The following is a 25262-nucleotide window of genomic DNA, read 5'->3' on the forward strand; positions in this document are numbered from 1 at the left end:
CCATGCACGCCCGCCTGGCCGGTCTCGGCTTCAAGCCCCAGCACGCGGGCGCGCTGCTGGCCGGCGAGGCCGTGGTCGACTTCCTCGAAGTGCACGCCGAGAACTACATGGTCGACGGCGGCCCGCGGCTGCGCCTGCTCGAGCGCCTGCGCGAACGCTGGCCGCTGTCGGTGCACGGCGTCGGGCTGTCGCTGGGCGGCCTGCAGCCGCCCGACGCGGCGCACCTGGCGCGGCTGGCGGCGCTGGTGCGGCGCTTCGAGCCGCGCTGGGTGTCCGAGCATCTGGCGTGGTCGGCGCACGGCGGCACCTGTTTCCCCGACCTGCTGCCGCTGGTCTACGACGAGGCCGCGCTGGTGCGTGTCGCCGCGCACGTCGACCGCCTGCAGCAGGCGCTGGGGCGGCAGGTGCTGATCGAGAACCCCAGCACCTACCTCGAGTTCGACGCCAGCGTGCTCGACGAAGGCGAGTTCCTCGCCGAACTGGTGCGGCGCAGCGGCTGCGCGCTGCTGCTGGACCTGAACAACGCCTGGGTCGGCGCCGTCAACCACGGCCGCGACGCCTGGGCGCTGGTGGCGGCGTTGCCGCCTTCGGCGGTCGGCGAGATCCACCTCGCCGGCTTCGCCGAGGACCGCGATGCCGCTGGCGCGCCGCTGCTGATCGACAACCACGGCTCGGCCGTCGCCGATCCGGTCTGGGCGCTGTACCGGCGCACCCTGCAGCGCCTGGGCCCGGTGCCGACGCTGATCGAACGCGACCACGAGGTGCCGCCGCTGGCGGTGCTGGCGGCCGAACTGGCGCAGGTCCGCCGCGCGCTGGCCGAGACGCCGGCGGCAGCTGCCGTGGGCGCCGACGCGCCACGCCGCCTGTCCAGGCCGGCCCCGGCAGCGGCAGACGAGCCGCTGCCGGCCTTTGCCGCCGCACTGCTGGACCCGGCCGCGGCCGTGCCGCCGGGCCTGCGGGCCTGGAACGGCTCGGACCCCGCGGTGCGCCTGGCGGTGCACCGCAACAACGTCGCCGCCGCCTGGGTGCGGGCCCTGGCCGACGGCTTCCCGGTCCTGCGCCGGCTGGTCGGCGAGGCCTGCTTCGACACCCTGGCGCTGACCCACGCACGCCACGAACCTCCGCCCGGCCCGGTGCTCGGCGACTGGGGCGACGGCTTCGCCGCGACGATCAGGCGCTGCGAACCGATGCATGGCCTGCCCTGGCTGGCCGAGGTCGCGCAGCTGGAGCGGGCGCGCGTGCGCGCCGCGCTGGCCGCCGATGCCGCGCCCCTGGCCACGGCCGCCGTGCAGGCGCATCTGGCGCACCCCGAGCACCTGCCCGGCGCCCGGCTGCAACTGCATCCGTCGCTGGCGGCGCTGTGTTTCGACCACGCGGCCGTCTCGATCTGGGCGGCGCACCAGGGCGACGAACTGCCGCCGACGCTCGCGACCGACGGCGCCGAGGCTGCGCTCGTGCTGCGCGACGCCGGCGACGCGGTGCTGACGCTGGCCGTCGACGCGCCGGCCGCCACGTTCTGCGCCGCGCTGGCCGCGGGCCGGCCGCTGGGCGCCGCGGCCGCCGAGGCCGGGCCCGCCCTGGACCTGGCGGCGACGCTGGCGCTGCTGCTCCGCCACGCTGCCGTGGTCGGCTGGGAACACCGCATGGAGGCCGCATGAACCTGAAGGAACCGGCCGAGGCCGCGGTGCAGCTGCTCGCGCGCGTGGCCCTCGCCGGCCTGTTCTGGCGCTCGGGCCAGACCAAGGTGGAAGGTTTCGTGCTCGACCTGGCCGAGGGCCGCTTCGAGATCGGCTGGCCGCGGCTGGCGCCGCAGGCCGTCGACCTGTTCCGCGACGAGTACCGGCTGCCCGGGCTGCCGCCCGAGGCGGCGGCGGTGCTGGCCGCCGGCGCCGAGCACCTGCTGCCGCTGCTGCTGCTGCTCGGTCTGGGCACACGCGGCGCGGCGCTGGGCCTGCTGGGGATGACGGCGGTGATCCAGGTCTTCGTCTACCCCGGCGCCTGGCCGACGCACGGCGTCTGGGCGGCGGCACTCGCGTGGCTGGTGCTGCGCGGCGGCGGGCCGTGGTCGCTGGACGCCTGGATCGTGCGCTGGCGCACGGCCCCCGCATGAGCACGTCCGAGCTGATGTGCCCGGGCTGGCCGGGCGCCGAGAATCGGCGCGTGTCACAGCCCGACGCCCCGCCCGCCTCGCCGTCCGACGACGAGTTCGAGCGCCGCATCGCGCCGCCTTGGCGGCGCGCGCACGACGGCGACGAAGCCGCCTACCGCGAGGCGCTGACGCTGGCCGCCGCGCGGCTGCGCGCCTATCTGCGCCGGCGGCTGGCGGCGCGCCCTGACGAGGTCGAGGACCTGGTGCAGGAGACGCTGCTGGCGCTGCACCTGCACCGCGGCAGCTGGGACCCGGGCCTGCCGGTCGGCGCCTGGATGCTGGCGATCGCGCGCCACAAGCTCATCGACCACCTGCGCCGCCATGGCCGCCGCGAGGCGCTGCACGAGCCGCTGGACGAGGTCGGCGACGAGCAGCTCGCGGCGCCGGCGCCCGAGGCCGGCTCGGCGCGCGACCTGCAGCGTCTGCTGCAGGCGCTGCCGGCGGCGCAGCGGGCGGCGATCGTGCTGACGCGGCTGGAAGGCCTGTCGGTGCCCGAGGCGGCGCAGCGCACCGGCGCCAGCGAGTCGGCGATCAAGGTGCAGGTGCACCGCGGGCTCAAGCGGCTCGCGGCCCTGGTGAGGAGAACGGGATGAAGACTGAGCAGTGGATCGAACTGCTGGCCTGTTCGGCCGGCCCGGCGCCGCGCGGTGTCGCGGCACGGCGGCTGACGGCGGCGCTGGGCGCCGGCCTGGTGGCCAGTGTCGCGATCGCGGTGCTGGGGCTGGGAGCCGTGCCGGGCACGATGTTCATGACGCCGGCGCCGTGGTTCAAGCTGGTCTATGCCGCGGCGATGGTCGCCGCCGCCGCCTGGCTGGCGGCGAAGCTGGCGCGGCCGCTGGTCGCGGGTGTGCGACGCCCGGCCACGGCCGTGGCGGCCGTGCTGGCGCTGGTGGCCGCGGCGGGGCTGGCGAACTGGTTCGCAACCCCGCAGGCGGCACGCCTGCCGGCTTTGCTCGGCCACTCGTCGTGGTCGTGCCCGGCGGCGGTGCTGGGGCTGTCCCTGCCGGCGCTGGGCGCCGTGCTGTGGGCCTTGCGTGCGCTGGCACCGACGCGGCCGCGGGCCGCGGGTGCCGCAGCCGGCCTCGCGGCCGGGGCCGCGGGTGCATTCGGCTACGCGCTGTCGTGTACCGAGGCGGCGATTTCGTTCTCGGCGCTGTGGTACACGCTGGGCATTGCCGCCAGTAGCGCGCTCGGCGCGCTTCTCGGCGGACGCGCGCTGCGCTGGTGACGGCGGCTGCCGTCGCCGATCAGAGGGCGCGGATGCGCGAGGCCTGCGGGCCCTTCTGGCCTTGCGTCACCTCGAACTCGACACGCTGGTTCTCGGTCAGCGTCTTGAAACCCGTGCCCTGGATTTCCTTGAAGTGGGCGAACAGGTCCTTGCCGCCGCCGTCGGGCGTGATGAAGCCGTAGCCCTTGCTCTCGTTGAACCACTTCACGGTTCCGGTTTCGGTCGTCATGTCGTCATTTCCTTTCGGTTGGTCAATACAGTCGGAGCGCGCTCAGCGACGCGATCCGTGGTTCTGGGAAGGGGCGGGGGCCGCGCGCCGCTCGAGGTGGCGGAACGTGATGCGGCCCTTGCTGAGGTCGTAAGGCGAGAGTTCCAGCGACACGCTGTCTCCCGCGAGGATGCGGATGTGGTGCTTGCGCATCTTGCCGCCGGTGTAAGCCACCAGGCGGTGGCCGTTGTCCAGCGTCACGCGGAATCGCGAGTCCGGGAGGATCTCGTCGACCACGCCGCGCATCTCGATCAGTTCTTCCTTGGCCATGGGTGCTCCTGTTCCGTGTCGATGGCGGCGTCCCGGTCCTGGGTCCGGGCCACCCAGGCCAGGCCTTCGGTGGTCGCGTGGTGGGCGGCGGCGTCGCGTGTGGTGAAGCGGGGCAGAAGGCGCAGCACGCGGTCATGCGTGGCGCGGCCGCTGCCGCTGCGGATGGACACCGAGGCGGCAAAGCCGTCGGTGTCGTGTCGGGTCAGGGGCGACACGGTGTATCGCCCGACCTGGATCGGTGTGTGGATGAAGGTCTTTCGGTGGGGCGGAGGGCTCCGCCCCGGTATTGCAAAAGCCGCGCGAGGGCGCGACGACGAACGATCGGTACTGAGCCTGCAGGGGTATTCGCTGCGTGCTCGGCGCGGTCCGCTGGGGGACTCGGCGAGTGGAGGTGGATCAGGCCTCGGTCTCGGCGCAGCGTGCCTGCCGTGAGGCAGAAAGGACACGTTCGGGCGAGGCGCACCGCGCATTGTCGCATACCCGCGTACCGTGTGTGGTACTAATGCGCCACACCTGTTCCCGGGGGGCGCATCCCGGGTCGGGGCGGCGGCGCGCCGTGACGCAGTTCACGCGCCGGCGCTGCAGCGGCGCGTGCCCGGGCCGAAATCAGCGGGGACGGCGTGTTCTGATCGCGCCCCGAATGCCGCCCCCGCCCTGATGCCCGCCGATCCTCCGAGACACGCGACGTACCGCGCCGGCGCACTCGCTGCCGTGCGCGACGCCTACGTCGTGCTGCTGCCGATCTCGCTGTTCGGCGTCGTCGCGACGCTGCTCGGGCAGTTCCCGATCCCCGCCGTGCGCGCCTGGCTGGAGAGCCGGCTCGGACAGGGCTGGACCGGCACCGCCGACGCCGTCGTGCAGTCGACCTGGGGCGTGCTGGGGCTGGCGCTGGCGGTGACGATCGCCGCCATGGTCGCGCAGCGTGCGCCGCGCGGCGCCTCGCGTGAGCCGCTGCCGCCGATCTGGGTGGCGATCTCGGCGCTCGTCAACTTCACGCTCTGCGCCAGCGCCACCGGCCCGGTGACGCTGCAGTCCTTCGGCCAGGGCTCGATGCTCACCGGCATCATCGTCGGCCTGGCGACACCGGCGCTGCTGCGCCCGCTGGCCGACTGGGCGCCGATGCGGCGGCTGGCGATCGGCTACGACAGCAATCCGGTTTTCTATCACGCCACCCGGCTGACGCTGCCGATGATCCTGCTCGGCCTGCTGGCCAAGGCGGCGGCCGAGCTGGCGTGGCGGCTGCCGCGCCCGGACCTGCGCTGGGTGGCCGAACAGGCCTCGGACTTCGGCGTCGAGTGGCTGCTGACGCCGCTGGCCGTCGCCGTCAACCAGATCCTGTGGTTCTTCGGCGTGCACGGCGGCAAGGTGCTGGAGTCGCACTTCGGCTTCCTGTTCACGCAGGCCGGCGAGCTGGCCTCGCAGGACCGCGTGCCTCGCGTGCTGATCGACAACTTCGTGCACCTGGGCGGTTCGGGCGCGACGCTGGGGCTGCTGCTGGCGCTGCTGATCGCCGCGCGCGACGGCCAGAACCGGCGCCTGGCGCAGCTGTCGTGGCTGCCGGCGCTGTTCAACGTCAACGAGCTGCTGATGTTCGGGCTGCCGCTGGTGCTCAACCCGCGTTTCGTGCTGCCTTTCGTGCTGGCCCCGCTGGTGCTGGTGCTGCCGCCGCTGCTGGCCCTGCACCAGGGCTGGATCGTGCTGCAGCCGGTGCAGATTCCGTGGACGACGCCGGTGCTGCTGTCGGGCTGGTGGCTGACCGGCTCCTGGACCGGGGTCGGCCTGCAGGCGCTGGGCCTGGGCCTGTCGACGGCGATCTACCTGCCGTTCGTGCGCCGCGACGAGGCTGCACGCAGCGCCGAGCGCCTGGACGCCTTCCAGCACGCCAGCGCCGTCATCGTCAGCGAGGCCCCGCGCAGCGACACGCCGCTGCGCCGCAGCGACCACGTCGGCGTCATCGCCCGCGGCCTGCTGCACGACCTGGAACGCGCGATCGGCACCCCGGCGCTGTCGCTCGTCTACCAGCCGCAGCACCGGCTCGACGGCAGCGTGGTCGGCGTCGAGGCGCTGCTGCGCTGGCAGCACGCCGGCTACGGTGCCGTGCGCACCGACGTCGTCATCGCGCTGGCCGAGCAGGGCGCGGTGATCGCGGCGCTGGGCGCCTGGGTCGTCGACCAGGCCTGCGCACGCAAGGCGCAGTGGAACGCGCTCGGGCTGCCGCAGCTGACGATGTCGGTCAACGTGTCGCCGCTGCAGCTGTCGCAGCCGGGGCTGCACCGCAGGGTGGCCGAGGCGCTCGCGCGCCACCGCCTGCGTCCGGACGAACTGGAGCTGGAGATCACCGAGAGCCGCGGCATCCCGGTCGGCGACACCGCCGACGAGAACCTGGCCGGTCTGGAGGCGCTCGGCGTCGGCCTGGCGATGGACGACTTCGGCATGGGCCACGCGTCGCTGCTGCACCTGCGGCGCTTCCGCGTCGCGGCGATCAAGGTCGACGGCTCGCTCAGCCGCGAGGTGCTGGCGCACCCGGTGAGCGCCGACATCATCCGCGCCATCGCGACGCTGGGCCACACCGGCGGCGCGCGGGTCATCGCCGAGTTCGTCGAGACACGCGAGCAGCGCGACCGCCTCGCCACGCTGGGCTGCGACGTCTTCCAGGGTTATCTCTACAGCCGCGCGCTGCCCGCCGGCGAGTGCCTGGCGTACCTGCTGCGCAGCGTGCAGCCCGTCGAAGCGGCCGCGGGCTGAACAGCCGAGCCGGCGGGCCGTGAAGGATTTCACGGCCTGCGCGTGGCGCAGCGGCATGCCGGGCGGCAACAATCGGCGCCCACTGCCGGTGCGCCGGCGGTGCCCACGCCTGTCTCGATGCCTGCAGTTCCAACGTCGTACACCAAGCTGACCACGGGCTGGGCCGAGGCGATCCGCGACGCCTTCGTGGTGCTGCTGCCGCTGACGCTGTTCGGCGTTTGCGCCACCGTCGTGGCGCAGCTCCCGTTCCCGGCGGTCCGTTCCTGGCTCGACGCCGGCCTGGGCCCGGGCTGGGCTGCCGTCGCGGACGACATCCGGCGCTCGACCTGGGGCGTGTTCGGGCTGGCCCTGGCGGTCGTGCTGGCCGCGATGCTGGCGCAGCGTGCACCGCGCCAGGCGCTCGTCGAGCCCTTGCCGGCGGTCTGGGTCGCGATCTCGGCGCTGCTCAACTTCATGCTCCTGCACGGCGCGGCGGGGCCTTCGCTGGGGTCGGCGTCGCTGCTGGCCGGCATCGCCGTCGGCCTGAGCACGCCGACGCTGCTGCGGCGGCTCGCCGACTGGCGGCTGCTGCGCCGCTTCGCCACCGGCTACGACAGCGCACCGGCCTTTTTCCACGCCGCGCGGCTGACGCTGCCGGTCATCGTGCTCGGGCTGGGCTTCAAGGCGGCGGCCGAGCTGCTGCGGCGGCTGCCGCTGTCGGCGGCCGGCTGGCCGGAGCTGCTGCAGCGCGAGCTGGGCCCGCGCCTGGACGCCGACTGGCTGCTGACGCCGCTGCTGATGCTGCTGCACCAGCTGCTCTGGTTCTTCGGCGTGCACGGCGGCACCGTGATCCAGTCCAGCTTCGGCGCCTGGTTGACGTACTCGCCCGACCCGCTGATGCACGACCGCGTGCTGATGCCGCTCGTGGTCAGCTTCGTGCAGCTGGGCGGCGCCGGTGCGACGCTGGGGCTGCTGGTGGCGATGACGATCGTCGCGCGCGACGGCCCGACGCGGCGTCTGGCGCAGCTGTCGTGGCTGCCGGCGCTGTTCAACGTCAACGAGCTGCTGCTCTTCGGCCTGCCGCTGGTGCTCAACCGGCGCTTCCTGCTGCCTTTCGTGCTCGTGCCGCTGCTGCTGACGCTGCCACCGCTCGTCGCGCTGCACGCCGGCTGGCTGACGCTGCTGCCGGTGCGCGTGCCGTGGACGACGCCGGTGCTGCTGTCGGGCTGGTGGCTCACCGGCTCCTGGGTCGGGGTGGCGCTGCAGCTCTTCGGGCTGCTGGTCTCGACGCTGGTCTACCTGCCTTTCGTGCGTCGTTTCGAGGCCGAGCGCCAGGCGCGGCGGCTGGCCGAGTTCCGGGGCGCGGGCGCGGCGATCCTCGCCGGCGCCGCACTGGGCCGCGCCGACCATGTCGGCGTCATCGCACGCGGCCTGCTGCACGACCTGGAGCGCGCCATCGGCACGCCGTCGTTGTGGCTGGCCTACCAGCCGCAGCACGGGCTGGACGGGCGGCCGGTGGGCGTGGAGGCGCTGCTGCGCTGGAGCCACCCGAGCTACGGCCCCGTGCGCACCGACGTCGTCATCGCGCTGGCCGAGCGCGGCGGGCTGATCGCGCGTCTGGGCGAGTGGGTGCTGGACGAGGCCTGCGCCCGCAAGGCCGACTGGAACACGCGCGGCCTGGGCGCGCTGACGATGTCGGTCAACGTGTCGCCGCTGCAGCTGGGCGAACCCGGGCTCGCGCCGGCGGTGGCGCGCGTGCTGCAGCGCCATGCGCTGAAACCCGGGGACGTGGAACTGGAGATCACCGAGAGCCACGGCATCCCGGCCGGCGAGGCCGCCGACCGCAACCTCGCCGCGCTCGACGCGCTGGGCGTGCGTCTGGCGATGGACGACTTCGGCATGGGCCACGCGTCGCTGCTGCACCTCAAGCGTTTCCGCGTCGCGGCGATCAAGGTCGACGGCTCGCTCAGCCGCGACGTGCTGTCGCACCCGGTGAGCGCCGACATCATCCGTGCCATCACGACGCTGGGCCACAGCCGCGGCGCGCGGGTCATCGCCGAGTTCGTCGAGACCAGCGAGCAGCGCGAGTGCCTGGCGGCGCTGGGCTGCGACGTCTTCCAGGGTTACCTCTACAGCCGCGCGCTGCCGGCCGGCGAGTGTCTGGCCTACCTGGTGCAGGCCGGCTCGCCGGCCGCCGCGGAGGTGCCGGCGGTGCCGGAGGTCCCGGCGGTGCTCAGATGAACATGCCGCCCGAGGCCTCGACGCGCTGGCCGGTGATCCAGCCCGACTCGTCGGCCAGCAGCGCGGTGATCGCGCCCCCGATGTCCTCGGGCCGGCCGACGCGGCCGAGCGCGGTCTGCGAGGCGACGTAGGCGTTGAGCCGGGCGTCGTCGCGCACCGCGCCGCCGCCGAAGTCGGTCTCGATCGCGCCCGGCGCCAGCGTGTTGACGCGGATGCCGCGTGCGCCCAGCTCCTTGGCCAGGTAGCGCGTCAGCACCTCGACCGCGCCCTTCATCGTTGCGTAGGCGGCGTAACCCGGCAGGCTGAAACGCGTCAGCCCGCTGGAGACGTGCAGGATGCGCGCGCCGTCGGCCAGCAGCGGCAGCAGCGCCTGCGTCAGGAAGAACGGGCCCTTCAGGTGCACGTTCATCAGCGCGTCGAAGTCGGCTTCGGTCGTGTCGGCAAAGGCGGCATGCACGCCGAAGCCGGCGTTGTGCACGACGGCGTCCAGCGCCGGCCGGCCGATGCCGTCGGCCAGCGCGCCGCGCAGCGCCTGCACGAAGGCCGGGAAGGCCGCGACCTCGCCGGCGTCGAACTGCAGCGCCACCGCGCGCCGGCCCAGCGCGCGCACCTCGGCGGCCACCGCCTCGGCCTCGGCGGCGCGGCTGTGGAAGGTGAAGACCAGGTCCCAGCCGGCGCGCGCCAGGTGCAGCACGGCGTCGCGGCCGAGGCCGCGGCTGCCGCCGGTGACGAGGGCGGTGCGGGCAGTGGAGAGCGTGTTCATCGGATCGTCCTGTCTCGTGGAGGGCGGCGTGCTGCCGCGGTGAAGCCACTTTAGGAGTTCGTTTCTGCTGGATAAACGCCGTCGATTCGGCAACACTGGTCGACGTTTTCGACCAATCGAGCCGCCATGTCCCCCGAAGACCTGCGCATCGTGCTGCGTGTCGCCGAACTCGGCAGCTTCACTGAGGCCGCGCACCGCCTGGGCCTGCCGCGCGCCACCGTGTCGACCGCGGTGCGCCGGCTCGAGGAGCGCCTGGGCGCGCGACTGCTGCAGCGCACGACGCGGCGTGTCGGCCTCACCGACGACGGCCGGCTGTTCGTCGAGCGCTGCCAGGACGTGCTCGCCGACCTCGACGAGCTGCGCACGATGTTCCAGCAGCAGCCGCAGGCGCTGACCGGTCGGCTGCGGGTGGACATGCCGCTGGCGCTGGCGCGTTCGCTGGTGCTGCCGCGGCTGCCCGAGTTCCTGGACCGGCACCCGGGGCTCACGGTCGAGATCGGCGCCGCCGACCGTCGCGTAGACCCGGTGCGCGAAGGCTACGACGCGGTGATCCGCGTCGGCGCGGTCGTCGCCGAGCAGCTCGTCGGCCGGCCGCTGGGGGCGTACACGATGGTCAACGTCGCCAGCCCGGGTTACGTCGCGCGCCACGGCGAGCCGCGTTCGGTCGAGGACCTGGCCGCGCACCGGCTGGTGCACTACCAGCCCAACCTCGGCGACCGGCCGGCAGGCTTCGAGTACCTCGACGCCGACGGCACGCTGCGCAGCGTGGCGATGGCCGGCGTCGTCACCGTCAACGCCACCGACGCCTACCTCGCCGCCTGCGAGGCCGGGCTGGGCATCATCCAGATCCCCGAGGCCAGCGCGCGTGACGGCGTCGAGGCCGGCCGCCTCGTGACGCTGCTGCCGGCCGTCGTGCCGCCGCCGATGCCGGTGACGCTGCTGCTGCCGCACCGGCGCCACCTGCCGCGGCGCGTGCGCGCCTTCGCCGACTGGGTGGCGACGCTGTTCGTGCCGGCGCCCGGCTGACCGTGCCCAGGAAGGCCTCGACGCACAGGCGGACGGCCGGGCGACACGAAGCGGCGCGCCGGCTATGCTCGCGGCTGCCGCGGCCGGAGCCAGCCGTCCGCGGGAGATGTCCCGGACGCGCAGACAGTCCGCGCCGGGGGCCGCAGAACGCCGACGACGAGAGGTTGGAATGCAGTGCGCGGGAGGGACGCGCTCGTGAGAGGGCCGTGCGCCGGCTGGGCCGCGCTGGCCTGCAGCGTCTGGCTGGGGCTGGGCGGCGTCGCGGCGTCGGCCGAGCCGCGCCTGCCGCCCGAGGGCCACATCGGTCCGGAAGAGCGCGCGCTCGACGAGATGCTGCGCGCCGAGGTCTCCCTCCCGCCCGACGAGCGTGTTGCACGCATCGATGCGCTGCTTGCCGACCCGCGCTGGGCCGCACCCGCCTGGCAGGCCATGCTGGCCGTCGAGCACTGCGCCGTGTCGCAGGGCGCAAGCGCTGCGGTCCTGGCCTCGCTGGAGGCCCGCGCCGGCGGCAGTGCCGACCCCTACCTGCAGGCTGCGGCGCTGAAATGCCGCCAGTGGGTGGCCGACCACGCCGGCGACCCCGTCGACAACTACCGCTACGCGCGCGAAGCCTGGCAGTTGCTCGCCCGGATCCAGCTGCCGACGCTCGCCTTTCGCATCGCCCGGGACTACGCCGACGAGGCCACCTACGCCGGCGCGCTGGACGAGGCGCTGACCGCCGTCGGCCGGGCGCTGGAGATCGCGCGGACCGCCGGCGACCCGCTGCGCGAGGCCGACGCGCTGACGACGCTGGCGATGGTCCAGTCCGACCTCGGTCAGCACGAGGATGCGCTGCGCAACAGCGACCGCGCATTCCGCCTGGACCCGGAGATCTCGCGCAGTGACGACAAGCTGATCGCGCGCAGTTCGCTGCAGATCGCCGCCCGCCAGTACGACGAGGCGTCCGCCTCGCTGCGGCGTGCGATGGAGCTGGCCGAACGCGAGGGCGACCGCGAGGCCCACCTCGCCGCGCGCATCAACCTCGTCGATGTCTACCAGAAGACCCACCGCGTGCCGCAGGCACTGCAGCTGTCCGCCGAGGTCGTCGCCGAGGCCGAGCGCCTGGGCTACGAGTACCTCAAGGCCTACGCCTGGGTGACGCGTGGTTTCGCGCTGGCGGCGGCCGGACAGGTCCCGGCCGGCACCGAAGCCTTTGACCGCGGCCGGGCCTGGTTCGAGAAAGGAGGCCAGCTCGGCGAGGTCGCGCGCGCGCTACGCGACTGGGCGCGCATGATGGCCCGTGCCGGACGCTGGGAGCAGGCCTACCGGGCCGCCGAACGCGCCGACGAACTGCGCGAGCGAACCCAGCGCGAGGCACGCGAGAAGAACGCCAGCTTTCACGCCGCAGTGCTGGAGAGCAGCCGCAAGGATCTGGACATCGAGCGCCTGCGCCACCAGAGCCAGACCGCCCAGCTTCAACTCGAGACCGAACGCCTGAACCGGCGCACGACGGTGGTCGTCGCCGCCGCGGTGCTGCTGTCGGCGGCCTCGCTGCTGTTCGTGCACCTGCGCACGCGTCGCGTGAACCGCCAGCTGCGCGACGCCAACACCGCGCTCGACTACCAGAGCACGCACGACCCGCTGACCGGCGCCTACAACCGGCGCCATTTCGACCGCTACTTCGTCCGGCGCCAGGAGGCCGGCGGCCGCGTGCTGCTGGTGCTGCTGGACATCGACCACTTCAAGGCGATCAACGACCGCCACGGCCACGCCGGCGGCGACCGTGCGCTGCAGGAGACCAGCCGGCGCCTGGCCGACTGCGTGCGCAGCGAGGACTGCATCGTGCGCTGGGGCGGCGAGGAGTTCCTGCTCGTCGTCGACGACCCGGCCGATGCCGAAGCCGAACGCGCGCTCGTGCTGCGCCTGCTCGAGGTGCTGGCCGGCACGCCGATCGAGTTCGGCGGCGTGCGCAAGGCGGTCACGGCGTCGATCGGCTTCGCGTCGGTGGAGCTGGGCGCGGGCTTCGACCTCGACCGCGCGCTGGCCGACATCGACGCGATGCTCTACCGCGCCAAGGCCGGCGGGCGCCACCGTGCGGTGGGCCGGTTCAACGGTGCCGGCGAGCCGGTCGTGCTGCTGCCGCCGCCGGCCGCGGTGGCGGGCATCGCGGCGGCCTGAAGCTGCTGCTTCAGGCGCTGGCGCGGGTCGCGGGCACCATGCCCGACAGCGTCGGCATCGCCGCGCGCATCGCCGCGATGAAGGCCCGCAGCCGCGCCGGCTGCAGCCGGGCCGGCGGATGCAGCAGGACCACCGGCAGCGGCGCCGCGGCCCAGTCGGGCGCCAGCTGCACCAGCCGCCCGGCGGCCAGGTCCTCGGCCACCAGCCACGACGAGATGATCGCCGCGCCGGCGCCGCCGCGGGCCGCCTCGCGCAGCGCGTACAGGCTGTCGGTCGTCAGCCGCGGGCGGATCGCCAGGCGGCGCCAGTGGCCGCTGCGGCGGTCCTGCAGTTCCACCTCGTCGCGGTAGAAGCTGCCGGCGGCCAGCCAGGGCAGGGCGGCCAGCGCCTCGGGTTCCGACGGCGGCAGGCCCTCGCCCCAGACACCCGGCGCGGCGACGACGAAACGTGGCACCTCGGCCAGCCGCACCGCGACCAGCCCCGGCTCGTCGACCGCGCCGACGCGGATCGCGCAGTCCACGCCCTGGCCGATGAAGTCGGGCAGCCGGTCGTGCAGCAGCCACTCGACCGAGACCTCGGGGTGCCGGCGCAGGAAGTCCAGCAAGGGCACGACGAGCTGCTGCTGGCCGAAGGCGTGCGGCACGACGACACGCAGCCGGCCGCGCGGCACGTCCTGCAGGCCGCGCAGGTCGGCTTCGGCGGCGTCCCAGCGTTCGAGCAGCGAACGCGCGTGTTCGTAGCAGCGCTGGCCGTCCTCGGTCGGCGCCATCGAGTGCGTCGAGCGCCGCAGCAGCGTCAGGCCCAGCGAACGTTCGAGCTGCTGCAGCCGACGGCTGATCGTCGGCTGCGTCGTGCCCAGCGCCACCGCGGCCGCCGACAGGCTGCCGGCGTCGACGATGCGCACGAAGGTTTGCAGCAGTTCCAGGCGGTCGGTGCCGGCAAATGGTTTTGTCATGCGCAGAGCGTATGACGGATGTGAATCAGACGCTACTACAACGACTTGCGATGCGTTGGAAGAATTGCAGCCATCGAATCCCCTGCTGGAGTCCACGATGTCCGCTCTTCCCGCTCCCGCTCCGCTGTCGCCGCTGCCCGTGGCCACCCGCCCCGCCTCGCCGCCGGTCGTGCTGATGGCCGCCGGCGCCGGTTTCGCCGTCGCCTCGATCTACTACGCCCAGCCGCTGCTGGCCGCGCTCGGCAGCGAGCTCGGCGCCGGCGCCACCGGCGTCGGCCTGGTGCCGACGCTGACCCAGTTCGGCTACGCCGCCGGCCTGCTGCTGCTGGCGCCGCTGGGCGACCGCAGCGACCGGCGCACGCTGATCACCGCCAAGGCCGCGGGGCTGACGCTGGCGCTGCTGGCCGCCGGCTTCGCGCCGGGGCTGCCGGCGCTGCTGCTGGCCAGCCTGGTCATCGGCCTGGCCGCGACGATGGCCCAGGACCTGGTGCCCGCCGCCGCCGCCTTGTCGGCCCCTGAACGCCGTGGCGCCACGGTCGGCAGCGTGATGACCGGGCTGCTGCTGGGCATCCTGCTGTCGCGCGTCGCCAGCGGCCTGCTGGCGGCGTTGTGGGGCTGGCGCAGCGTGTTCTTCGCCGCCGCGGCGGCGGTCGCGGTGATCGGCCTGGCCGTCTGGCGCGGCCTGCCGCACATCGCGCCGACGACGCGCCTGGGCTACGGCGCGTTGCTGGCCTCGATGGTCTCGCTGTGGCGGCGTCATGCGGCGCTGCGCCGCGCGGCCGCCGTGCAGGGGCTGCTGTCGGTGGGCTTCAGCGCCTTCTGGTCGACGCTGGCGCTGGCGCTGCAGGCGCGCCACGGCCTGGGCGCGGCTGCCGCCGGGGCCTTCGGTCTGGCCGGTGCCGCCGGCGCGCTGGCCGCGCCGCTGGCTGGCCGGCTGGCCGACCGCCGCGGGCCGATGTTCGTCACTCGGCTGGCGGCGGCGCTGGCGGTGCTCTCGTTCGCCGTGCTCGCCGCCGAGCCGCTGCTGCCGACGGCCGCCGCGCTGGCGCTGATCGCGCTTGCCGCGGTCGGTTTCGATTTCGCGATCCAGGCCTCGCTCGTCTCGCACCAGACCCTGGTCTACGGCCTGGAGCCCGAGGCGCGCAGCCGGCTCAACGCGCTGCTGTTCACGACGATCTTCGTCGGCATGGCGGCCGGCTCGGCGCTCGGCGGCCTGGCGCTGACGCACGGCGGCTGGCTGGGCATGGTCGCGCTGGCGAGCGCGGCATCGCTGGCCGCGCTGGTGCTGCGCCTGCGCCCGCTGCGCTGAGTCAGCGCAGCAGCCGCGCGCCGGCGGCCAGCGCCAGCGCCGCGGCGACCAGCGTCGCCATCGCCAGGTTCAGCGAGCTCGCGTGGGCGATGGCGCCGACCAGCGGCGGCCCGGCGAGCAGGCCGACGTAGCCCAGCGAGGACACCGCGGCGATGCCGTCGGCCGGCGTCACGCCCGGCTGGCGGCCGCCGGCGACGAAGAGGATGGGCACGACGTTGGCGAGCCCGGCGCCGACGGCGGCCATCGCGACGATGCCGACCACCGGGTGGTGCAGCAGCAGCGCCGCGCTCATCGCCAGTGCTGCCAGGCCGGCGCTGGCGGCCAGCAGCGTGGCGGCGGGCCAGCGGCTGCGCAGCGCGTCGCCGCCGAAACGCGAGGCCGCCATCGCCGCGGCAAACGCCGCGTAGCCCAGGCCGCCGACGGCCTGGGTCTGGCCCAGCGAATCGGTGAACCAGAGCACGCTCCAGTCGTAGATCACGCCTTCGGCCAGCAGGCCCAGCGCCGCCAGGCCGCCCAGCAGCAGCAGGCGCGGCGGCGGCAGCCGCCAGCCGCGCGGGCCGGCGGGCACCGGCGGGTGGTCGGGCAGCAGCGAACGCGCGGCCACCAGCGACAGCGCCAGCACCACGATCGCCAGCGCGCCGAGCTGCCAGGCGGCCGGCACGCCGGCGGCCAGCAGCACCGAACAGCCGCCGGCGCCAGTCATCGCGCCCAGGCTCCACATGCCGTGGAAGCCGCTGACGACCTTGAAGCCGCTGCGTTCCTCCAGCAGCGTGCCTTCGGCGTTGATCGAGACGTCGTAGAACGCGCCGGCGGCGCCGAACACGACCATCGTCGCCATCAGCGCGGCAAAACCGCCGTGCAGCAGCAGCGTGCCCAGCGCCGCGGCGATGACGGCCGCGGCCACCGGCACCACCTGACGCGGGCCGTGGCGGCCGATGATGCGCCCGGCCACGAGCAGCGCGCCGACGGCGCCGACGGCCGCGGCCAGCAGCGCCAGCGCGAGCTGGGCCTCGTCCAGCCCGTAGCGCGCCTTGGCGCTGGGCACGTGCGCGCCCCAGGCGCCGGTGACGGTGCCGAAGGCGAAGAACAGGGAGCGGACGGCGATACGCGCCGGGCGCAGCGCCCGGGCGGGGGAGGGAGCGGTCAGGGTCATGGGGGCGAACCCCCGATGATGCCTGCCCGCGCGCCGCAGCCGTTCAGGCGGGCAGTTCGACGCTGCGCGGGAACGCCTGGCCGGCGGCGTCGAACAGGTGGCAGGCCTCGGCCGGGATCTGCAGCGGCACACGCGTGCCCGGCGGCACGCTGGCCGCGCCGTCGACACGCAGCGTGACCAGCGGCGCGCCGGCGCCGGCCTCCAGGTACAGCAGCGAGCTGTCGCCCAGGCGTTCGAGCTGCTGCAGCACCAGCGGCATTGCCGTGCCGGCGCGGGCGTCGTCGCCGACGACCAGGTGTTCGGGCCGCACGCCCAGCGAGACCGCCGCGCCCGGCGCCGCGGCACGCGCGTCGACCGCGGCGGTGACGGCGATGCCGGCGACGTCGACCGTCGCGTGCGTCGCCTCGGCGGCCAGCAGCCGCCCGGGCAGCACGTTCATCTTCGGGCTGCCGATGAACTGGGCGACGAAGACGTTGCGCGGGCGGTGGTACAGCTCCATCGGCGTGCCGTACTGCGCCACGCTGCCGTGTTCCTGCACCGCCGGGCCGGCGCGCAGCAGCACGATGCGGTCGGCCAGCGTCATCGCCTCGACCTGGTCGTGGGTGACGTAGATCGTGCTCGCGCGGCCGATGTCGCGGTGCAGCTTGGCGATCTCCAGCCGCGTCTGCACGCGCAGCGCGGCATCGAGGTTGGACAGCGGCTCGTCGAAGAGGAAGACCTGCGGCTCCTTGACGATCGCGCGCCCGATCGCCACGCGCTGGCGCTGGCCGCCCGACAGCGCCTTCGGCAGCCGCTCCAGCAGCGGCTCGAGCTGCAGGATCCCGGCCGCCTTCTTCACGCGGCGCTCGATGTCGGCCTGGTCGGCGCCGCGCACGCGCAGGCCGAAGGCCATGTTCTCGGCCACCGTCATGTGCGGATACAGCGCATAGCTCTGGAAGACCATCGCCACGCCGCGCTGCGCCGGCGGCACCTCGTTGACGCGCCGGCCGCCGATCTGGATCTCGCCGGAACTGATCGACTCCAGCCCCGCCACCAAACGCAGCAGCGTCGACTTGCCGCAGCCCGACGGGCCGACGAAGACGCAGAACTGGCCGTCGTCGATCGCCAGCGTCGTGTCCTGGATCGTCGTCGGGGCCGACGGCGCGTAGCGCTTGGTGACGCGGAGGAAGTCGATGCGGGCCATGGCGTCCTTTCAGCCCTTCACCGCGCCGGCGGTCAGGCCCGAGACGATGCGCTGCTGGAACAGCAGCACCAGCGCGACCAGCGGCACGGTGACGATCACCGACGCGGCCATGATGCTGCCCCACGGCACCTCCCAGGCGGTGGCGCCGGTGATCAGCGAGATGCTCACCGGCACCGTGCGCTGCTCGGCGTCGGAGACGAAGGTCAGCGCGAACAGGAACTCGTTCCAGGCGCCGATGAAGGCCAGCAGCCCGGTCGACACCAGGGCCGGCACCAGCAGCGGCATGAAGACCTGGAAGACGATGCGCAGCGGGCCGCAGCCGTCCATGATCGCCGCCTCCTCCAGCTCGACCGGCAGGCCGCGCATGAAGGTCGTCAGCACCCAGACCGTGAACGGCAGCGTGAAGATCAGGTAGGGCAGCACGAGGCCCGGCGCGCGGTCGTACAGGCCCAGCGCCTGCATCAGCTCGAACAGCCCCGACAGCACCGCGACCTGCGGGAACATCGACACCGCGAGGATCGCCAGCAGCAGCGTGCCCTTGCCGCGGAACGGGATGCGCCCCAGCGCGTACGAGGCGCTGATCGCCAGCAGCATCGACACCACCACCGTCAGCGTCGCGACGACGATCGAGTTCAGCAGGTGGCGGCCGAAGGGCGGGCCGTCGCCCTCGAAGAGCTGCTGGTAGTTGCGCAGCGTCGGCTCGGACGGCCACAGCCGGGCGTCGAACAGCGCGGTGCCGGTCTTCAGCGAGGTCGCCAGCGCGTAGAGGAAGGGGTAGACCGAGACCGCGACGACCAGCCCTGCCGCCGCGTACAGCGCGACCGTGGCCGCGGTGGAGCGCTGGCTCATCGGCTGTCCTCCGCCAGGCGCACGCGTGCCGCGCGCAGGAACAGCACCGCGGTGATGAAGATGATCGCCGTCAGCGACAGCGCCGCCGCCGAGCCGAAGCCCAGGTCGCCGTTGTCGATCATCTCGCGGCGCACGAAGCCCGACATGCTGATCGTCGCGCTGCTGTTGGAGGTCAGCACGAAGATCAGGTCGAAGACGCGCAGCGCGTCGAGCAGGCGGAAGACGACGGCGACCATCAGCGGCAGCCGGATCAGCGGCAGCGTGATGCGCCAGAACACGCGCAGCGGATGCACGCCGTCGACGCGCGCGGCCTCGTAGATGTCGCGCGGCAGCGTCTGCAGCGCCGCCAGGATCAAGAGCGCCATGAACGGGATCGTCTTCCAGACGTCGACCGCGACGACCGTCCACAGCGCGTAGGCCGGCTCGGCGGTGAAGGCGATCTTCTGCGCCACGACGCCCCAGTCGACGAGCCACTGGTTCACGACGCCGTACTGGTCGTTGAGCATCCAGCCCCACATCTTGGCCGAGACGATGGTCGGGATCGCCCAGGGCACCAGCACCGCGGTGCGCACCAGCGCGCGGCCGCGGAACTCCTGGTTCAGCAGCAGCGCCACACCCAGGCCGAGCGCCGTCTCCAGCAGCACCGAGACGACGGCGAACTTGAAGGTGTTGGCGATCGAGAGGCCCCAGTCGCCGGCCCAGAAGCCTTCGGTGTAGCCGGCGTTGCCGAACAGGCCGTAGGCGCCGACGTAGTTCTGCCAGCCGACGAAACGCCCGGCCGACAGGTCGTTGAGGTTGGTGTCGGTGACGCTGAACCACAGCGTGCGCGCCAGCGGCCAGCCGGCGACGAGCAGCATCGCGACGAGCATCGGCGCGAGGAACAGCCAGGCGGTGCGGGTGCGCTGCATCAGCGGCTCACCACTTCGCGCGCCGCGTCTGCAGCAGCCGGCCTTCGAGGCGGCGCACCGCGGCGGCGCCGTCGACCCGGCCGGACAGCACCTCGTGCGTCGCGTCCCAGAACGCGCGGCTGACGGCCGGGTACTTGAGCCCGGTGGGTGTCGCCGGGCGCGCGACGGCGTTCTCGAAGACGTCGAGCAGGTCGCCCATGAAGGGGTTGGCGGCGAGCAGCTCGGGGTCGCGGTACAGCGCCGGGATCGTCGGGTTGTAGGCGCCGCCGATCGCACGCTGCTTCTGGATCTCGGCGCTGGTCAGGTACATCACCAGCGCCGCGGCGGCCTCGACGTGGCGCGAGTACCTGGACACCGCGAGCTGCCAGCCGCCCAGCGTCGCCGCCGGGCGCGCGCCTTCGCCGTCGCCGGCGGGCAGCGGCGCGACGCCGACCTTGCCGCGGATGACGCTGTCCTCGGCCTGGCTCATCGCCCAGGCGTAGGGCCAGTTGCGCATGAAGGCCGCCTGGCCGTTCTGCCAGACGCCGCGTGCTTCTTCCTCGCCGTAGTTCAGCACGCCGCGCGGCGCGATCGTGCCGACCCACGACGCCGCTTCGTCCAGCGCACGCGCCGCCTGGGCGTTGTGGATCGTCACCTTGCCGCTGGCGTCGACGATCGTGCCGCCGCCGTAGCTGGCGACCCACTCGAGCGCGTTGCAGCTCAGGCCCTCGTAGGCGCGGCCCTGGAAGACGTAGCCGTGGAAGTCGCGGGCGCCGGCAGCGCGTTCGCCGTCCTGGATGCGCCGTGCCGCCTGGGCCATCTCGTGCCAGGTCCTGGGCAGCGCCAGGCCGTATTTCTCCAGCAGGTCCTGGCGGTAGAAGAGCAGCCCGGCGTCGGTGTACCAGGGCATGCCCAGCAGCCTGCCGCCGATCGTGTTGTTGGCGACGATGGCCGGGAAGTGCTGGCGCTCGGCGCCCTGGCTGTAAGGCTTCAGGTCGACGAGATGGTCCTTCAGCACGCCGGGCCAGACGACGTCGATCGTCAGCACGTCGAGCTTGTCGGACTTGGCCGCGAACTGCTGGCGCAGCAGCGCGAGGTTGTCGGTGGCGCTGGCCGGCGCCGAATAGATGCGCACCTCGTGGCCGTTCCTGCGCCCCCAGTCCTGCGCGTAGCGGGCGCAGAACTCGCGGTCGGCGGCGTTGGAACCGCAGGCGATCGTCAGCGTTGCCGCGTGGGCGCCCGCGGCGCCGGCGAACCAGGCCGCTGCGACCACGGCGAGCCCTCGGAAGCTGGCCATCCGTGTCTCCGTCGGTGGGTCCACCCCGACGGCGCGGCCGCGGGGACGGCGGCCGCCTCGTGCGGGCGGCTCGCCGTCAGCCCTGACGGCAAACGGCGTTCCGGCCGATCAGGCGGCCCAGCGCAGCCGGCCGACGTCGAGGCCGTTCCAGTTGACCAGCGGCTGGTCGGCGAAGGCGTGCACGAAGCCGCGTTCGGCTTCGTCCAGGCGCACGAAACGTTCGATCAGCGCGGCCATCACGACTTCGCCGGCGCGCGAGGCGCCGTCGTCCATCTTCACGGCGACGCCCAGCCCGGCCTTGGGGAAGGCAGCGCAGAACACGCCTTCGGCGCCGACCTTGCAGAACACGCGTTCGCCCAGGCGCTCGATGATGCGGGTGTCGAAACGGCCGCTGCCGCCGACCATGAAGGGTTCGGCGGTGACCGCGGCCATCAGCCGCTTCGCGGCGCGTGCGCGGCCTTCGCGCAGGCCGATGCCGCTGCCGGCGCGCGCGAAGGCCAGCGCCAGGTGGCGCAGCGGGATCGCGTAGGTCGGGATCGAGCAGCCGTCGGTGCCACGCGGTGTGTCGGCCAGGCGCCAGCCGGTCGCGGCTTCTATCGCGTCGCTCACCTCGCGCATCACCGGATGTTCGGGCTTCACGTAGCCCGAGAGGAAGGCGCGTTTGTCGGCGTCGCCGGCCAGCAGGCAGCCCAGGCAGACGAAGCCGGCGTGTTTGCCCGAGCAGTTGTTGTGCAGCGCCGTCGGCGTGCTGCCGGCGGCGGCCATCTCGCGCTGCACGACGTCGCGGTAGGGCCAGTGCGCGCCGCACTCCAGCGCCGCGTCGTCGACCCCGGCGGCGGCCAGCATCGAGGCCGCGACGGCGACGTGGCGGGGTTCGCCGTTGTGCGAGGCGCAGGCGATCGCGAGCTGTTCATCGTTCAGACCGTAGCGCTCGGCGGCGCCGCTTTCCACGAGCGGCAGCGCCTGCAGCAGCTTGACCGCCGAACGCGGGAAGATCGGCCGGTCGATGTCGCCGGCCGAGGCGACGACGTCGCCGTCGGCGTCGACGACGGCCCAGGCGCCGCGGTGGAAGGATTCGACGGCGCCGCCGCGCAGCGCCTCGACGAGGGTCGGATTGGCAGTCATGCGGCGACTGTAGCGGCGCCACCGCGACAATCGATGCGATGACCCCGACCGCTACAACGCTGCCGCTGCTCGGCGTGGACTTCAGCTGCGCGCCGTCGCGCCGCAAGCCGATCACCGTCGCGCGCGGCACGCTGCACGGCGCCGTGCTGCGCCTGGAACGTGTGGACGAGCTGCCGACGCTCGCCGGCTTCGAGGCCGTGCTCGCCGAGCGCCCCTGGTTCGGCGGCTTCGACTTCCCGTTCGGCCTGCCGCGTACCTTCGTCGAGGCCCAAGGCCTGGGCACCAGCGCCGCCGAAGTCGTTGCCGAACTGCGCCGGCGCTGCGCGGCGCGCATGGACTTCCGCGCCCTGGTCGACGCCTGGGGCAACAGCCGTCCGGCCGGCCAGCGCCTGCTGCACCGCCGCACCGACGTCTCGCTGCCCGGCACGACCAGTTCCAGCCCGCTGCAGACCCGCTACGTGCCGGTCGGCTTCATGTACTACGAAGGTTTCTCGCGCCTGGTCGCCGCCGGTGTGCAGGTGCCGGGGTTGGTGGCCGGCGACGCCGAGCGCCGCGCGGTCGAGGCCTATCCGGGCCTGCTGGCCGCCGAGATCCTCGGCCGGCGTTCGTACAAGAACAGCGAGGCCGCCGACCGGCTCATCGCGCGCAAGGACCTCGTCGACGCGCTGGAGCAGGGCCGCACGCGGCTGGGGCTGCGGCTCAAGCTGACGCACGCCCAGCGCGACGCGCTGGTCGCCGACGCCTCGGGCGACCGGCTCGACGCCGCGCTGTGCCTGCTGCAGGCCGGCTGGGCCAGCTTGCGCGACAACGCCGGCATCCCGGCCGACGTCGACCCGGTCGAAGGCTGGATCGCCACCGCATGAACGAAGGCACTGGCCTCGTGCACGCCGAATCCTGGTTCGGCTCACGCGGCTGGTTGCCTTTCGAGTTCCAGCGTGCCGTCTGGGCCGCGATGGCCGCGGGCGACAGCGGCCTGCTGCACGCCACCACCGGCAGCGGCAAGACCTACGCCGTCTGGTTCGGCGCGCTGGCGCGTGCGGCGCCGCGGCGCGGGCTGCAGGTGCTGTGGCTGACGCCGATGCGTGCGCTGGCCGCCGACACCACGCGCGCGCTGCAGGCCGCCGCGCCGCCGGGCTGGGAGGTCGCCCAGCGCACCGGCGACACCGGCAGCGCCGAACGGGCGCGCCAGGACCGGCGCCTGCCCGAGACGCTGGTGACGACGCCCGAGTCGCTGTCGCTGCTGCTGACGCGCGAGTCGGCGCGCGCCCAGCTGGCCGGCGTGCAGACCGTCATCGTCGACGAATGGCACGAGCTGATCGGCAGCAAACGCGGCGTTCAGGTGCAGCTGGCGCTGGCGCGGCTCAAGCGCTGGAACCCGCAGCTCGCCGTCTGGGGCCTGTCGGCGACGATCGGCAACCTGGCCGAGGCGATGGCGACGCTGGTCGGCCACGGACACGGCAGGCTGGTCCAGGGCCGCATCGAGAAGCGCCTGGTCGTCGACACGCTGCTGCCGCACGAGCCCGGGCGTTTCTCCTGGGGCGGCCACCTCGGCGCGCAGATGCTGCAGCCGGTGGTCGACGAGATCGAGTCCTCGTCGACGACGCTGGTCTTCACCAACGTGCGTTCGCAGGCCGAGATCTGGTACCGGCTGATCCTCGACGCGCGCCCCGACTGGGCGGGCCTGGTCGCGCTGCACCACGGCTCGCTGGACCGCAGCGTGCGCGACTGGGTCGAAGCCGGGCTGAAGGACGGGCGGCTGAAGGCGGTGGTCGCCACCTCCAGCCTGGACCTGGGCGTCGACTTCCTGCCGGTCGAACGTGTGCTGCAGATCGGCAGCGCCAAGGGCGTCGCGCGCCTGCTGCAGCGCGCCGGCCGCAGCGGCCACGCACCGGGGCGCGCCAGCCGCGTGACGCTGGTGCCGACGAACACGCTGGAACTCGTCGAGGCCGCGGCGGCGCGGCGTGCGGCGCTGGCCGGGCGCGTCGAGTCGCGGCGCACGCCCGACAAGCCGCTGGACGTGCTGGTGCAGCACCTGGTGACGGTGGCGCTGGGCGGCGGTTTCGAGCCCGACGCGCTGTACGACGAGGTCTGCACCGCACCCGCCTACCGCAGGCTGAGCCGCGCCGAGTTCGACTGGGCGCTGGCTTTCGTCGAACGCGGTGGCGACAGCCTGGGCGCCTACCCCGAGTACCACCGCGTGCAGTGTGTCGACGGCGTCTGGCGCGTCGTCGACCGCGGCATCGCGCGCCGCCACCGGCTGCAGGTCGGCACCATCGTCGCCGACGCGACGATGCAGGTGAAATGGCTGTCGGGCGGCACCATCGGCAGCGTCGAGGAAGGTTTCATCGCGCGGCTCAAACCCGGCGACGTCTTCGTCTTCGCCGGCCGGCTGCTGGAGTACGTGCGCACCCAGGACCTGGCGGCCTACGTGCGCAAGGCGACGAAGCCCAAAGGTCTGGTGCCGGCCTGGAACGGCAGCCGCATGCCGCTGTCCTCGGAACTCGCCGACGCGGTGCAGGCGCTGCTCGACGAGGTCGCGGCCGGCGGCTTCGCCGAGCCGGAGCTGCAAGCCGCGCGGCCGATGCTGGAGGCCCAGGCGCGGCTGTCGCGGCTGCCGCGGCGCGGCCGGCTGCTGGTCGAGCGGCTGCGCACGCGCGAAGGCTGGCACCTCTTCCTTTACCCCTTCGCCGGGCGCAACGTGCACGTCGGCCTGGCGCAGCTGCTGGCCTGGCGGCTGGCGCAGGCGCGGCCCAACACCTTCTCGCTGTGCGTCAACGACTACGGCCTGGAGATCCTGGCCGCCGAGCTGCCGGACCTGGCGGCGCTGGAGGACAAGCGCCTGTTCGCCACCCACACGCTGCTGGCCGACGTGCTCGCCAGCCTGAACTCGGGTGAACTGGCGCAGCGGCGCTTCCGCGAGATCGCGCGCATCGCCGGGCTGGTGTTCGGCGGGTATCCGGGCGCGCCGAAAAGCCTGCGCCAGCTGCAGGCGTCCAGCTCCTTGTTCTGGGGCGTGTTCCGGCGCTACGACGCCGGCAACCGCCTGCTCGAGCAGGCCGAACGCGAGGTGCTGGCGCAGGAACTGGAAATCGGCCGCCTCGCCACCACCTTGCAGCAGATGGACACGATGGACCTGGAGATCGTCGAGCTGAAGGCCGCCAGCCCCTTCGCGCTGCCGCTGCTCGTCGAACGGCTGCGCGAGCGGCTGTCGACCGAGCAGATGAAGGACCGGCTCGAGCGCCTGCTCGCCGCGTCGAACGCGGCGCTCGACAAGCCGGCGCCGCGCCGCCGCCGCGCTGCGTCATGAAGCGCGTTCGCCGCCTCTTCGCCGCCGGCAACGCCGCGCGCCTGGGCACCTACCTGCTGGCGCTGTGGAAGCTGTTCAAGCACCGCGACACGCCACGTGCGGTGCGCTGGATCGCCGTCGCGGTGCTGGCCTACGCGCTGTCGCCGATCGACCTGATCCCCGACTTCATCCCGGTGCTCGGCATGCTCGATGACTTGATCCTGGTGCCGCTGGGCATCGCGCTCGTGGTCAAGCTCACGCCGCCCGAACTCTGGCAGGCGCGGCTGCGCGAAGCCGAGGCCGGGCGCGAGCAGCTGCCGCGCCTGGTCTGGGGCGCGGTGCTGGTCGTCGCACTCTGGCTTTTGTTGCTGGCCGGCTTCGTCGCGGGGATC

General features: G+C 73.6%; 22 protein-coding genes and 1 pseudogene. 12 read left to right on the forward strand and 11 right to left on the reverse strand.

The genetic code is table 11. The features are described 5' to 3' along the window. Positions 1–2: 2 nt before the first annotated feature. The 4 genes from bufB to EV684_RS13485 are packed head-to-tail and all read left to right on the forward strand — an operon-like array spanning position 3 to position 3377. A complete protein-coding gene (bufB, locus tag EV684_RS24190) occupies positions 3–1658 on the forward strand; it encodes an MNIO family bufferin maturase (protein WP_200222345.1) in 1656 nt (551 codons plus the stop codon). Beyond that, positions 1655–2110, forward strand: coding sequence for a DoxX family protein (locus EV684_RS13475; protein WP_132647806.1), 456 nt, complete (start codon positions 1655–1657; stop codon positions 2108–2110). Before bufB ends, EV684_RS13475 begins: the two co-directional genes overlap by 4 nt. Continuing rightward, positions 2107–2742, forward strand: a complete 636-nt coding sequence (locus tag EV684_RS13480) for a sigma-70 family RNA polymerase sigma factor (protein ID WP_132647807.1) — start codon at positions 2107–2109, stop codon at positions 2740–2742. Before EV684_RS13475 ends, EV684_RS13480 begins: the two co-directional genes overlap by 4 nt. Then, positions 2739–3377: an NrsF family protein gene (locus tag EV684_RS13485; RefSeq protein WP_132647808.1), complete on the forward strand. Its 639-nt coding sequence runs from the start codon at positions 2739–2741 to the stop codon at positions 3375–3377. The genes EV684_RS13480 and EV684_RS13485 overlap by 4 nt, the downstream gene beginning before the upstream one ends. Positions 3378–3396: 19 nt before the next feature. Here the strand turns inward: EV684_RS13485 and cspE are convergent, their stop codons facing one another. Genes cspE through EV684_RS13500 form a run of 3 tightly spaced genes read right to left on the reverse strand, consistent with a single transcriptional unit; the run spans position 3397 to position 4130 of the window. Then, positions 3397–3606 carry a transcription antiterminator/RNA stability regulator CspE gene (cspE, locus tag EV684_RS13490; protein WP_132647809.1) on the reverse strand — a complete coding sequence of 70 codons (210 nt, stop codon included), beginning with the start codon at positions 3604–3606 and terminating at the stop codon, positions 3397–3399. 42 nt (positions 3607–3648) lie between these two features. Next, positions 3649–3915 (reverse strand): translation initiation factor IF-1, encoded by a 267-nt coding sequence (gene infA / locus EV684_RS13495; RefSeq protein WP_132647810.1) that lies wholly within the window; start codon positions 3913–3915, stop codon positions 3649–3651. Continuing rightward, complete coding sequence (locus tag EV684_RS13500; RefSeq protein ID WP_207184462.1) at positions 3897–4130, reverse strand: hypothetical protein; 234 nt, start codon at positions 4128–4130, stop codon at positions 3897–3899. The genes infA and EV684_RS13500 overlap by 19 nt, the downstream gene beginning before the upstream one ends. 442 nt (positions 4131–4572) lie before the next feature. Here EV684_RS13500 and EV684_RS13505 point away from each other — a divergent pair, with 442 nt between their 5' ends. Together EV684_RS13505 and EV684_RS13510 are read left to right on the forward strand one after the other, a co-directional pair. Further along, positions 4573–6660, forward strand: coding sequence for an EAL domain-containing protein (locus tag EV684_RS13505; protein WP_132647811.1), 2088 nt, complete (start codon positions 4573–4575; stop codon positions 6658–6660). Between the two features lie 117 nt (positions 6661–6777). Further along, entirely contained in the window at positions 6778–8880 is a 2103-nt protein-coding gene (locus EV684_RS13510) for an EAL domain-containing protein (RefSeq protein ID WP_132647812.1), read from the forward strand. On the opposite strand, the gene EV684_RS13515 is transcribed toward EV684_RS13510, so the two are convergent. Then, the gene (locus EV684_RS13515) at positions 8873–9643 is read right to left on the reverse strand and encodes an SDR family NAD(P)-dependent oxidoreductase (RefSeq protein WP_132647813.1); all 771 of its coding nucleotides are present in this window, start codon (positions 9641–9643) and stop codon (positions 8873–8875) included. The two genes, EV684_RS13510 and EV684_RS13515, sit on opposite strands and share 8 nt — an antisense overlap. 126 nt (positions 9644–9769) lie before the next feature. Between EV684_RS13515 and EV684_RS13520 the strand changes: the two genes are divergently transcribed. Both EV684_RS13520 and EV684_RS13525 read left to right on the forward strand, forming a co-directional pair. Then, positions 9770–10669, forward strand: a complete 900-nt coding sequence (locus EV684_RS13520) for a LysR family transcriptional regulator (RefSeq protein WP_132647814.1) — start codon at positions 9770–9772, stop codon at positions 10667–10669. A 195-nt stretch (positions 10670–10864) separates the two neighbouring features. Next, the gene (locus EV684_RS13525; protein WP_243651159.1) at positions 10865–12826 is read left to right on the forward strand and encodes a GGDEF domain-containing protein; all 1962 of its coding nucleotides are present in this window, start codon (positions 10865–10867) and stop codon (positions 12824–12826) included. A gap of 10 nt (positions 12827–12836) precedes the next feature. Here the strand turns inward: EV684_RS13525 and EV684_RS13530 are convergent, their stop codons facing one another. After that, positions 12837–13781 carry a LysR family transcriptional regulator gene (locus EV684_RS13530; protein ID WP_132647815.1) on the reverse strand — a complete coding sequence of 315 codons (945 nt, stop codon included), beginning with the start codon at positions 13779–13781 and terminating at the stop codon, positions 12837–12839. Between the two features lie 97 nt (positions 13782–13878). Between EV684_RS13530 and EV684_RS13535 the strand changes: the two genes are divergently transcribed. Beyond that, positions 13879–15090 (forward strand): MFS transporter, encoded by a 1212-nt coding sequence (locus EV684_RS13535; protein ID WP_132647816.1) that lies wholly within the window; start codon positions 13879–13881, stop codon positions 15088–15090. 1 nt (position 15091) lies between these two features. Here EV684_RS13535 and EV684_RS13540 read toward each other — a convergent pair whose 3' ends face one another. The 6 genes from EV684_RS13540 to EV684_RS13565 all read right to left on the reverse strand — a co-directional run bounded on the left by EV684_RS13540 (position 15092) and on the right by EV684_RS13565 (position 21584). Beyond that, on the reverse strand, positions 15092–16243 hold the full coding sequence (locus tag EV684_RS13540; protein ID WP_132647817.1) for an MFS transporter: 1152 nt from the start codon (positions 16241–16243) through the stop codon (positions 15092–15094). A 43-nt stretch (positions 16244–16286) separates the two neighbouring features. Beyond that, positions 16287–17426 carry an ABC transporter ATP-binding protein gene (locus tag EV684_RS13545; RefSeq protein WP_132647818.1) on the reverse strand — a complete coding sequence of 380 codons (1140 nt, stop codon included), beginning with the start codon at positions 17424–17426 and terminating at the stop codon, positions 16287–16289. A 9-nt stretch (positions 17427–17435) separates the two neighbouring features. Continuing rightward, entirely contained in the window at positions 17436–18275 is an 840-nt protein-coding gene (locus tag EV684_RS13550; protein ID WP_132647819.1) for a carbohydrate ABC transporter permease, read from the reverse strand. Further along, a complete protein-coding gene (locus EV684_RS13555; RefSeq protein WP_132647820.1) occupies positions 18272–19183 on the reverse strand; it encodes a carbohydrate ABC transporter permease in 912 nt (303 codons plus the stop codon). The genes EV684_RS13550 and EV684_RS13555 overlap by 4 nt, the downstream gene beginning before the upstream one ends. 7 nt (positions 19184–19190) lie before the next feature. Then, positions 19191–20459, reverse strand: coding sequence for an ABC transporter substrate-binding protein (locus EV684_RS13560; RefSeq protein ID WP_132647821.1), 1269 nt, complete (start codon positions 20457–20459; stop codon positions 19191–19193). 108 nt (positions 20460–20567) lie between these two features. Further along, positions 20568–21584, reverse strand: a complete 1017-nt coding sequence (locus tag EV684_RS13565) for an asparaginase (protein ID WP_132647822.1) — start codon at positions 21582–21584, stop codon at positions 20568–20570. A gap of 38 nt (positions 21585–21622) precedes the next feature. Here EV684_RS13565 and EV684_RS13570 point away from each other — a divergent pair, with 38 nt between their 5' ends. The 3 genes and pseudogenes from EV684_RS13570 to EV684_RS24685 all read left to right on the forward strand — a co-directional run. Beyond that, on the forward strand, positions 21623–22447 hold the full coding sequence (locus EV684_RS13570) for a DUF429 domain-containing protein (protein WP_132647823.1): 825 nt from the start codon (positions 21623–21625) through the stop codon (positions 22445–22447). After that, a complete protein-coding gene (locus EV684_RS13575; protein ID WP_132647824.1) occupies positions 22444–24891 on the forward strand; it encodes a ligase-associated DNA damage response DEXH box helicase in 2448 nt (815 codons plus the stop codon). Before EV684_RS13570 ends, EV684_RS13575 begins: the two co-directional genes overlap by 4 nt. 122 nt (positions 24892–25013) lie before the next feature. Continuing rightward, positions 25014–25119: pseudogene (locus tag EV684_RS24685) on the forward strand (YkvA family protein); the annotation flags it as partial. Between the last annotated feature and the right edge of the window lie 143 nt (positions 25120–25262).

The organism is Rubrivivax gelatinosus, assembly GCF_004340905.1.
Classification (GTDB): Bacteria; Pseudomonadota; Gammaproteobacteria; order Burkholderiales; family Burkholderiaceae_C; genus Rubrivivax; species Rubrivivax gelatinosus.

What these genes read in the sequence shown, in the direction of transcription:
- bufB (WP_200222345.1), top strand. Translation starts at nt 3, where the DNA reads ATGCACGCCCGCCTGGCCGGTCTCGGCTTCAAGCCCCAGCACGCGGGC.
- EV684_RS13475 (WP_132647806.1), top strand. Translation starts at nt 1,655, where the DNA reads ATGAACCTGAAGGAACCGGCCGAGGCCGCGGTGCAGCTGCTCGCGCGC.
- EV684_RS13480 (WP_132647807.1), top strand. Translation starts at nt 2,107, where the DNA reads ATGAGCACGTCCGAGCTGATGTGCCCGGGCTGGCCGGGCGCCGAGAAT.
- EV684_RS13485 (WP_132647808.1), top strand. Translation starts at nt 2,739, where the DNA reads ATGAAGACTGAGCAGTGGATCGAACTGCTGGCCTGTTCGGCCGGCCCG.
- cspE (WP_132647809.1), bottom strand. Translation starts at nt 3,606, where the DNA reads ATGACGACCGAAACCGGAACCGTGAAGTGGTTCAACGAGAGCAAGGGC.
- infA (WP_132647810.1), bottom strand. Translation starts at nt 3,915, where the DNA reads ATGGCCAAGGAAGAACTGATCGAGATGCGCGGCGTGGTCGACGAGATC.
- EV684_RS13505 (WP_132647811.1), top strand. Translation starts at nt 4,573, where the DNA reads ATGCCCGCCGATCCTCCGAGACACGCGACGTACCGCGCCGGCGCACTC.
- EV684_RS13510 (WP_132647812.1), top strand. Translation starts at nt 6,778, where the DNA reads ATGCCTGCAGTTCCAACGTCGTACACCAAGCTGACCACGGGCTGGGCC.
- EV684_RS13515 (WP_132647813.1), bottom strand. Translation starts at nt 9,643, where the DNA reads ATGAACACGCTCTCCACTGCCCGCACCGCCCTCGTCACCGGCGGCAGC.
- EV684_RS13520 (WP_132647814.1), top strand. Translation starts at nt 9,770, where the DNA reads ATGTCCCCCGAAGACCTGCGCATCGTGCTGCGTGTCGCCGAACTCGGC.
- EV684_RS13530 (WP_132647815.1), bottom strand. Translation starts at nt 13,781, where the DNA reads ATGACAAAACCATTTGCCGGCACCGACCGCCTGGAACTGCTGCAAACC.
- EV684_RS13535 (WP_132647816.1), top strand. Translation starts at nt 13,879, where the DNA reads ATGTCCGCTCTTCCCGCTCCCGCTCCGCTGTCGCCGCTGCCCGTGGCC.
- EV684_RS13540 (WP_132647817.1), bottom strand. Translation starts at nt 16,243, where the DNA reads ATGACCCTGACCGCTCCCTCCCCCGCCCGGGCGCTGCGCCCGGCGCGT.
- EV684_RS13545 (WP_132647818.1), bottom strand. Translation starts at nt 17,426, where the DNA reads ATGGCCCGCATCGACTTCCTCCGCGTCACCAAGCGCTACGCGCCGTCG.
- EV684_RS13550 (WP_132647819.1), bottom strand. Translation starts at nt 18,275, where the DNA reads ATGAGCCAGCGCTCCACCGCGGCCACGGTCGCGCTGTACGCGGCGGCA.
- EV684_RS13555 (WP_132647820.1), bottom strand. Translation starts at nt 19,183, where the DNA reads ATGCAGCGCACCCGCACCGCCTGGCTGTTCCTCGCGCCGATGCTCGTC.
- EV684_RS13560 (WP_132647821.1), bottom strand. Translation starts at nt 20,459, where the DNA reads ATGGCCAGCTTCCGAGGGCTCGCCGTGGTCGCAGCGGCCTGGTTCGCC.
- EV684_RS13565 (WP_132647822.1), bottom strand. Translation starts at nt 21,584, where the DNA reads ATGACTGCCAATCCGACCCTCGTCGAGGCGCTGCGCGGCGGCGCCGTC.
- EV684_RS13570 (WP_132647823.1), top strand. Translation starts at nt 21,623, where the DNA reads ATGACCCCGACCGCTACAACGCTGCCGCTGCTCGGCGTGGACTTCAGC.
- EV684_RS13575 (WP_132647824.1), top strand. Translation starts at nt 22,444, where the DNA reads ATGAACGAAGGCACTGGCCTCGTGCACGCCGAATCCTGGTTCGGCTCA.